The sequence below is a fragment of the Trichococcus paludicola genome, assembly GCF_003052295.1.
GTDB classification, from domain to species: Bacteria; Bacillota; Bacilli; order Lactobacillales; family Aerococcaceae; genus Trichococcus; species Trichococcus paludicola.
In genome coordinates this window covers 367,797-375,287 of the sequence record NZ_QBLC01000003.1, presented here as the reverse complement: position 1 = coordinate 375,287, position 7,491 = coordinate 367,797, and the positions used below count along the sequence as shown (strand labels likewise).

8 protein-coding genes are annotated in these 7,491 nt (G+C 41.2%); 3 read left to right on the top strand and 5 right to left on the bottom strand.

Going from position 1 to position 7,491, the window contains the following annotated elements; translation table 11 throughout:
- Nucleotides 1–65: 65 nt before the first annotated feature.
- Together C7R56_RS06605 and C7R56_RS06600 are read right to left on the bottom strand one after the other, a co-directional pair.
- On the bottom strand, nt 66–1,121 hold the full coding sequence (locus C7R56_RS06605; protein ID WP_107995766.1) for a hypothetical protein: 1,056 nt from the start codon (nt 1,119–1,121) through the stop codon (nt 66–68).
- A 219-nt stretch (nt 1,122–1,340) separates the two neighbouring features.
- On the bottom strand, nt 1,341–1,964 hold the full coding sequence (locus C7R56_RS06600; protein ID WP_107995765.1) for a hypothetical protein: 624 nt from the start codon (nt 1,962–1,964) through the stop codon (nt 1,341–1,343).
- On the opposite strand from C7R56_RS06600, the gene C7R56_RS06595 reads away from it, so the two are divergent.
- Entirely contained in the window at nt 1,956–2,255 is a 300-nt protein-coding gene (locus C7R56_RS06595; RefSeq protein WP_107995764.1) for a hypothetical protein, read from the top strand. The genes C7R56_RS06600 and C7R56_RS06595 overlap by 9 nt on opposite strands.
- Nucleotides 2,256–2,372: 117 nt before the next feature.
- Nucleotides 2,373–2,768: a site-specific integrase gene (locus C7R56_RS06590; RefSeq protein WP_159072184.1), complete on the top strand. Its 396-nt coding sequence runs from the start codon at nt 2,373–2,375 to the stop codon at nt 2,766–2,768.
- A gap of 461 nt (nt 2,769–3,229) precedes the next feature.
- Here the strand turns inward: C7R56_RS06590 and C7R56_RS06585 are convergent, their stop codons facing one another.
- Together C7R56_RS06585 and C7R56_RS06580 are read right to left on the bottom strand one after the other, a co-directional pair.
- Complete coding sequence (locus C7R56_RS06585; protein ID WP_107995762.1) at nt 3,230–3,805, bottom strand: NADPH-dependent F420 reductase; 576 nt, start codon at nt 3,803–3,805, stop codon at nt 3,230–3,232.
- A 355-nt stretch (nt 3,806–4,160) separates the two neighbouring features.
- On the bottom strand, nt 4,161–5,066 hold the full coding sequence (locus tag C7R56_RS06580; protein ID WP_107995761.1) for a helix-turn-helix transcriptional regulator: 906 nt from the start codon (nt 5,064–5,066) through the stop codon (nt 4,161–4,163).
- 111 nt (nt 5,067–5,177) lie between these two features.
- Here C7R56_RS06580 and C7R56_RS09020 point away from each other — a divergent pair, with 111 nt between their 5' ends.
- A complete protein-coding gene (locus C7R56_RS09020; RefSeq protein ID WP_159072183.1) occupies nt 5,178–5,348 on the top strand; it encodes a hypothetical protein in 171 nt (56 codons plus the stop codon).
- A gap of 1,070 nt (nt 5,349–6,418) precedes the next feature.
- On the opposite strand, the gene C7R56_RS06575 is transcribed toward C7R56_RS09020, so the two are convergent.
- Nucleotides 6,419–7,450 carry a GMP reductase gene (locus C7R56_RS06575; RefSeq protein WP_107995760.1) on the bottom strand — a complete coding sequence of 344 codons (1,032 nt, stop codon included), beginning with the start codon at nt 7,448–7,450 and terminating at the stop codon, nt 6,419–6,421.
- Nucleotides 7,451–7,491: the final 41 nt, after the last annotated feature.

The window sequence follows — 7,491 nt, the reverse complement described above, 5'->3', positions numbered from 1 at the left end:
GGTGGTTGGAACCTTTTTTTGATTCGTTTCAGCTAGTTATGTCCCAGCCTCTTATTTGATCGTATTTATTTAAACGCATTTGGAAATCCATTTTCTCTGATAAAATCATCTATGAACACACTTGGTGTTTTATCCCAAAGAATAATATTTTGAGCATCTTGGTTTTGAATACCCGCCAATATTTTGCCGTTTGAATTTATAGGCCAATAATTTTGATACTGAGAATTAGCACCAGAATCGAAAATATATGGCATACTACCAACTATTCGTACAAAATTAATTCCGTCAGGCGTATAATACATCGTTCTTGGCATTTCGGCTCCGCCGTCACGCGTTTGAAAAGCAACGATATCCCCACTAGGTCTAATAAGCATATAGTGGCATGATTTCGGTGTTGTCAATACCGTCGTATGCATAGCGCTATCTCCCATGGTAGCGATGGGGGCCCTCTTAATCCCCCCGTTTGGGTAGTTGTCATTTGAAAAGTACACATATGGGTCTTTAAATATCATGTTTGTTGATTTAAATGCTATCCCGCTCGCGAAATCTATAAACGTCCATGTGTCTGTAGTCAGGTCGTATATACCCTTTAACCAATGTGTCATAACTGTGCCAAAGTAATCATTTTCATCGCCAGTTTGAATCCAAAAACTGCTATCCGATGGATTAAAATCAACGTTATGGATATGGCGACACTTTAATGTGGTAGGTGTGTTAAAGTTGTAAGCTTTTTTGACGGTAACACCAAAATCTTTTGTATACCAAACTTTTGTAAAATCATTAAATTCTGATCCAGACTCTGTTGAGTAGTTTCCCCAAACCAGCATCTCCACGCCACCAACTAATTGTTTGACGCTTCCTTTTTTATAGCACGAAAAGTTATCCTTTAGAGAGTAGGGAACAAAGGGTGAATTATCTTGAGCTAGTAATGTCGACTCGTAGTAGCCCATCCAATCGTGAGAATAGTAGCATTTAAGATGGTCAGCAAATAAAATGTTGCCATTGCTGAACAAGTGGATATATTTTATAATCTCAATATTTTCGACGGAAAATTCTTTTGTATAACTAAGTCCACCATCTGTGCTCAAGAACAAATTACTACCGTCATATGCAACCAACATATTATCTACGCTTGCTATAAGATTGTTCGGGTAAATTGGCTTAATAGATTCTTTTATTTTAAATTTATTAAATCCGGCCGCTTGTCCGTAACCTGATATGCCGTGTTTTGTAGCCGTTGCAAAAGTAGTGTCAGAAGCTTGCAGAGCTAGATAATTATTTATGTAGCATTTTATACTAGATCCGAATAAAACAACTTTAAAAACGCTACCTACAGAATGTTACAATACCGAAGTATAGTCACCCAGCGAAGTTACAACCCCGGCAACTATTTTATATAGACTTAACTTATCGGGTGCGGTCCAACCAAAAATCCAGTAATTACTTGTGTCAACAACCCTAAACATTATTCTAGGTTGGGGAATCCAACTATAAAAGACTGCTGAAATTTCGCAGTCAGACACTCCAGATGGTATAACCGCTTTATTCCACGCTCCTACGGAAGACGGAGCCGCGTGATTGCTGTCAATACCGAATGTTCCACCTAGTATTCCCCATATTTGACCTGTATCGGCAGTTCCCAATGATGCGGACGTACCGCGTAAAAAATTATCTGACACAATTACTTTTTGAGTTTGTGTTGTTGTCAGCTTTCGCATTTCTTTGTCTAAAGATTTTTTTTGACTGGTTTTCTGCGCCAACTGTTGCTCGGCTGAAACAAGCCTTGGCGCATATGTTAACTCTTTTTCAGTCAATTTTGTTGCAACATTCTGAGCAATCATTTCACTATCTACTAAGTCATCAAAGGTTTCCGCACGAGTAAGTTCTGCCTGTACCCGGCCCGCCTCGTTTTGGACACGCGCATCTTCGTTCAGCTGAATTTTCAAGGCTACAAATTGAAACAAGTAACCAAAACGGTGTACCAGAAGTTCCTGAATGAATATGCGATTGGACGATCGTACCGTTCCGTGAAAAAGCTCCATCACGAGATTGGTGCTTGCCTGAAGGAAGCTTTCCGGAATGGCGATATCCCTTCGGACGTGACCTACAAAATTCTGATAACCGGCAGTGCGCCGAAGCCGGAAGAAGAAAAATATTTAAACGAGAATGAAGCGATGCGCCTCATGCAAGCGATGCTTGATGATATCAAGCTGAGTACATGTGTATCCTACAGCTTGCAACAGGCGCCCGTATAGGCGAGATCATGGCGGTTACCTTCGATAGTCTCGACTTCGAAAACAACACACTTGAAATTTCAAAGTCTTGGGATTATAAATACACGTTGAATTTTAACCCGACCAAAAATAAAGAGGGTGCGAAAGATTTCCGTCGACCCGCAAACGATAGCAATCATCAAACCTTTTTACGATGACGTGAGAAAGCGATCGCTGACTGGCCCCATCAAGAATCCGAACAACCTCGTTTTTGTTGATCGTCTTATGGAGCCTATCTCAGTAGTGGGCGTGAGTCACATGCTTCAAAAGGCGTGCAACAGAGCCGGCGTCCGACGGATCACCAGTCACGCTTTACGCCATACGCACGCCAGTATCATGTTGCAGCATGGATTGGACGTCCAGTATGTTGCGGATCGTTTAGGAGATACGGTGATGGTTTTAAGCCAAACCAATGCCCATCTATTGAAAGAGATGAAAGAAAAAGGCGATTCCCAAGCAACCCAGATAGCGGGTGGGCTTTCTGGAGTCGTCTGAGCCGTGCAAGATTTGTGCAAAATGTTTTGATAAACAGTGTTTTCCCGTAGGTATCAACCCTGTTGAAAATGTGGTGTATTGCTTGCTATAGCAGTTTTTTCAGAAAATATTAGTTTACAGTGTTTTTGTCCGTAAGGCTCTTAGGGCCGTCATATAAAAAAAAAGAACTTCCGACAATTTTATTAATTTGTCGGAAGTTTTGTTTGTCTTGGCGTTGATTCTTTTTACATTTCATGATGGTTGTCGGAAGTTGAACATCCCCTTCTTTTCGAATCACGGACTGATAAGGGGGACGTCGACTGTTCGGCGTCTTTCGTTTTGCGTTCAGCAAACTGATTCAACCTTCGTCGACTGTTCGTCGTCCTTCACTTTGCATTCGACCGACACTAGTCAATAAAAGATCGGATTTCCTTCGCGGGTATCCGATCCTTTTGAGTATAGTATCAGTGTTGGATCAATATTTACTTGAAGATGCCGAATCCGCCAGTCCAGCTGATTTTATCTGCAGCAGCGAGCGAAATCTGCAGGAATCCCATTGCTTCAAGCTCGCGGGCCCGTTTCAGCAAGCCGGCATCGATGAAGGCCAGTTCGCTGCCTTCCAATGCGGCAATCAATTTATCTTTGGCTTCTTTGTCGTCGGACGCCAACAACACTGTAGTTGGGTGGGCACCAGCTACTTTTTTGGTTGCTAAGGTAGTGGCGAAATTCGTGTTGAAGGCTTTTATGACAGACGCGTCCGGTATTTCTTTGGCGATTTCCGCAGCGGCTGAGCTATCGGCCGGCACAACGAGGTTGTCGAAAGTTTCAAAATTCAATGGATTGGTGATATCGAGGACGATCTTCCCGGCAAACAGGTCGCGATGGGCAGCCAATATACCTGCTATAGCCGGATACGGAACCGACAAAACTACGATATCCCCAAATTTGTCAACGGGTGTATCCTTTGTGATGTATGTTACTTGATTCCCGGCGTCTTCAAAATTACCCCCGATTGCACTCCCCATGTTCCCTTTGCCAAAAATACTGATTTCAGCCATACTTCATTCCTCCTTCTGGATCTCCAAACGTTGCGCACTAACTTTTTGTAATAATATACACACTTATTATAGCTACCTACCGATCGGAAAGGAAATTTTTACTCTTGATGAGTGTTATCGGATGTTGAACATAACTTTCTTTACGAATCGTCGACTTATGCGGGCGGCGCCGGCTATTCGTTGCCGTCCTGTTTGCGTTCAGCAAACTGATTCGGATTTTGTTAACTGTTCGGTGTCTTTCGTTTTACATTCGATCGGCACCTGGCAAAAAAAAATCGGCTCTCCATTGGATTTGGATGGCCGATTTTTTGTGTTTTCTGAGCAGATGTTATAAAAATCGCTAAGGTGGAGTACCCTATTCCTGCGGCGAAATCTCTAGTTGCAGCGGACCTTTGTCTTCCATATCCAAATAATACGAAAGTTCTTTTTCTAATTCGCTTATCAGCTTTGTGTCTTCAATTGCGTTCAAGATAGCGTAAGCCTTCCGTATGCACTCGGAGCCTTCATCCATTTTCCCTGTTTTATGTAAGATGATCCCTTTTCTGGAGTAGGCAATTGCTAGTTGATTATATTTTTGATATTTTTTGCATAAAGGAATCACTTTTTCCAGGTAAGAAAGAGCTTCAGAATATTTTTTATCATCGATCAGTAAAACAGATAAATTAATATTTACATTGATCAATAGAACTTCAGCTTCCTTCAGATTATGGTAAGGGATTAATTGTTCGGTCGCTCTTTCACCAATGTTGACGGCTACATCAATCGGGAAAATAAATAAAATGGTGTTTATTAATCGGATATCCAGTAAATACCACCTATCAAACTTCTCCAATCGCTCCCATATTTTCTTGGCAAACAATTGTGCTTCCTCAACGTTTTGGGTTGTATTTAAAGCGATCAAACTTTCGCATGCGTAATAAATATTTCTTAACAAAAAGTCTTCATCTTCTTCTAAGTAGGCATCTATCTCATCTTTAACCAATTTCAAATCATCAAGGTAATTATAATTCAGCGAGAAAAATTCATTGATCAGCTTTTCTTTTGTGGTCAAACTTTCTTTATTCAGTATGTAGCGGAACTCATCTACGGAAACATTCAGCTTTTCAAGAATCGACAACCATTTTCGAAAAGTAGGTTCTATTTCATTTCTTTCTATTTTAGAATACGCAGATTGCCCCATGATCCCTTCTGCGACATATTGTTGAGAATACCCCCTATCTATCCTTATTTCTTTCAGAACATCTCCGAAGTCTTTCGCCATGGCTTCACCTTCTTTTTAATAGTATTATACGACTAATTAGTTCAAAAAGCATATTTCTTCTATATAATGTAATTATTAAGAGAAATATGATTTAGAAAAGGGGTCCTTATCATGAAAAAAATTATAGTTTTGTCTTTAGCCATCGGAGTGCTGGTCACTAATACTTTTATTTTAAAGGAATTATCTTCAGATGACAACTTGTCCAGTAAGAATATTCAACATGAGCAAGTAGCAAAAGCGCCCGCAAAATATTCCACTAATATGCTTTGGTTTATAGGATAAGCACTCTCCACATTGATCCAAAACAGGCAGTTCTGTACTTCCCTAAAAAAATAAAAAAAGGTTAGGACAGGTGTCCTGACCTGCAGACTGCCTAAAACAGTTATTGTTTAAAATTTATTTTTCCGGCAAACCCATAAAATGGGAACAATAGAAAAGGACCGGATTCGGACTCCGGCCCCAGACTGTTCGCAGTTGTTAGTTCCTTCAGCGTGTTTCCGCTAAGCCCATCAGCTTAACCCTAAAAAATGTAGCGAGGAAATCATATTCGTTCATTCAAAAAGGTGAGGTATGTATTGCGATCAAACATTTATAATAAGATGGGGTAATTCGGGGAGGGTTTCCGCTACGGGATAGACAGAAGCGAAACTTCAGACTGCTCCATTAGTGATTGATTGATAAGAACCTACCTCCAGCGATTGCTTAAATATTTGTTGTGCAATTGACTTTGAAATATTGCGATTCAAACAAATGTTACTTACGTTAGTAAGAGCTCTCTCACTAACGTAAGTATAGCACCCGTATGCATTTTTATCTATTTTTTAATGTTCCCAAAAAAAAAAAGAGAATGTCAGCCAATATTGAACGTTATGAAATTACAAGTTTAGTTAAACGTTGCTACATCAATAAAAATAAATTAGTATATTGAATTTACTTACTGTTTAGTTAGGAAAAACTTGGTCGTTATATTAGCCGAACGATCGAATGAAGTTCAATAATATTACACCCTTTCCGTAGAAAATACAAAATTGTTTTTCGTTGAGCGATCCGATTTTCATAGCTATCTTGTAATTTCTTTTGTTAAAAATCGCACAAACTTCACAAAATATAGCCAACATAGATGGCAACCTCCGGAATTTTCAAACTATTGTTTTTTGTTGATATATACTTTATATTCTTACAAATGCACCTTCCAAAAAATCCTTGTCTGTTTAGACAATAATCAATTTCTGACTTGAAAACGAATTTAACAACTGCCTTTTCCTTCTGATTTTGCCGCAATAAAATAGGCCCCAGCGTCATCCGGTAGTTTCCGGGCGCCGCTGAGGGCCTACTTTTGTTTACATTTTTGCTTAAAGAATGGTATCGCCTTCGCCGTAAGAACTACGGCCGGCTTCGATGATGCCTTGGTTGCTGTCGCCGTTGTAGATGGAGTTCTTAACCAACACATAGTCGCATTTGCGGATTGCAGCGATGTCCTTTCCACCTGCGTAGGAGATGGATGACTGCAGGTCTTCGCGCATTTCGTTCAAAGTGTCCGCGATCGTTCCGCGGTAAGGCGTCAGGATCTTTTTGCCTTCAACGTTTTTGCGTTGGCCTTTTTGGTATTCGGAAGCACTGCCGAAGTACTCTTTGTACAAGCGGCCGTTGATTTCCTTCGTTTCGCCCGGTGACTCGTCGTGGCCTGCCAATAACGAGCCTACCATAACCATTGTTGCGCCGAAACGGATCGATTTGGCGATGTCTCCGTTTGTGCGGACGCCGCCGTCAGCGATGATCGGTTTGCTTGCTGCTTTCGAGCACCAGCTAACGGCTGCCAATTGCCAGCCGCCTGTACCGAAACCGGTCTTGATTTTGGTAGTGCATACTTTACCAGGTCCGATCCCTACTTTTGTAGCATCGGCTCCGGCGTTTTCCAATTCACGGACGCCTTCAGGAGTGCCTACGTTACCGGCAATCAGGAATGTTGCCGGCATCACTGCTTTGACGTGTTTGATCATACGGATGACTTCATCGGAATGACCATGCGCCACGTCGATTGTTGTATATTCAGGAACGGCTTTTTTAGCCGCCAATTCATTTACGAAATCGAATTCTGCTTCTTTGATCCCCAAACTGATGGAAGCAAACAAACCTTTTTCATGCATACGTTGGATAAACCGCAAACGGCTCGCTTCATCAAAACGGTGCATTATGTAGAAATAACCTTCTCTGGCTAACTTTTCAGCAAGTTCTTCGTCCAGGATAGTCTGCATGTTCGCAGGCACCACCGGCAATTTGAACGTGCGGCCACCAAGTACGACAGTCGTGTCGCATTCTGATCGGCTTTGCACGACGCTCTTATTCGGAATTAATTGTACGTCTTCATAATCAAAAATTTTCATATCTATTTCCCTCTTTCTGTTAGTGCACAATCCTTTTGGGA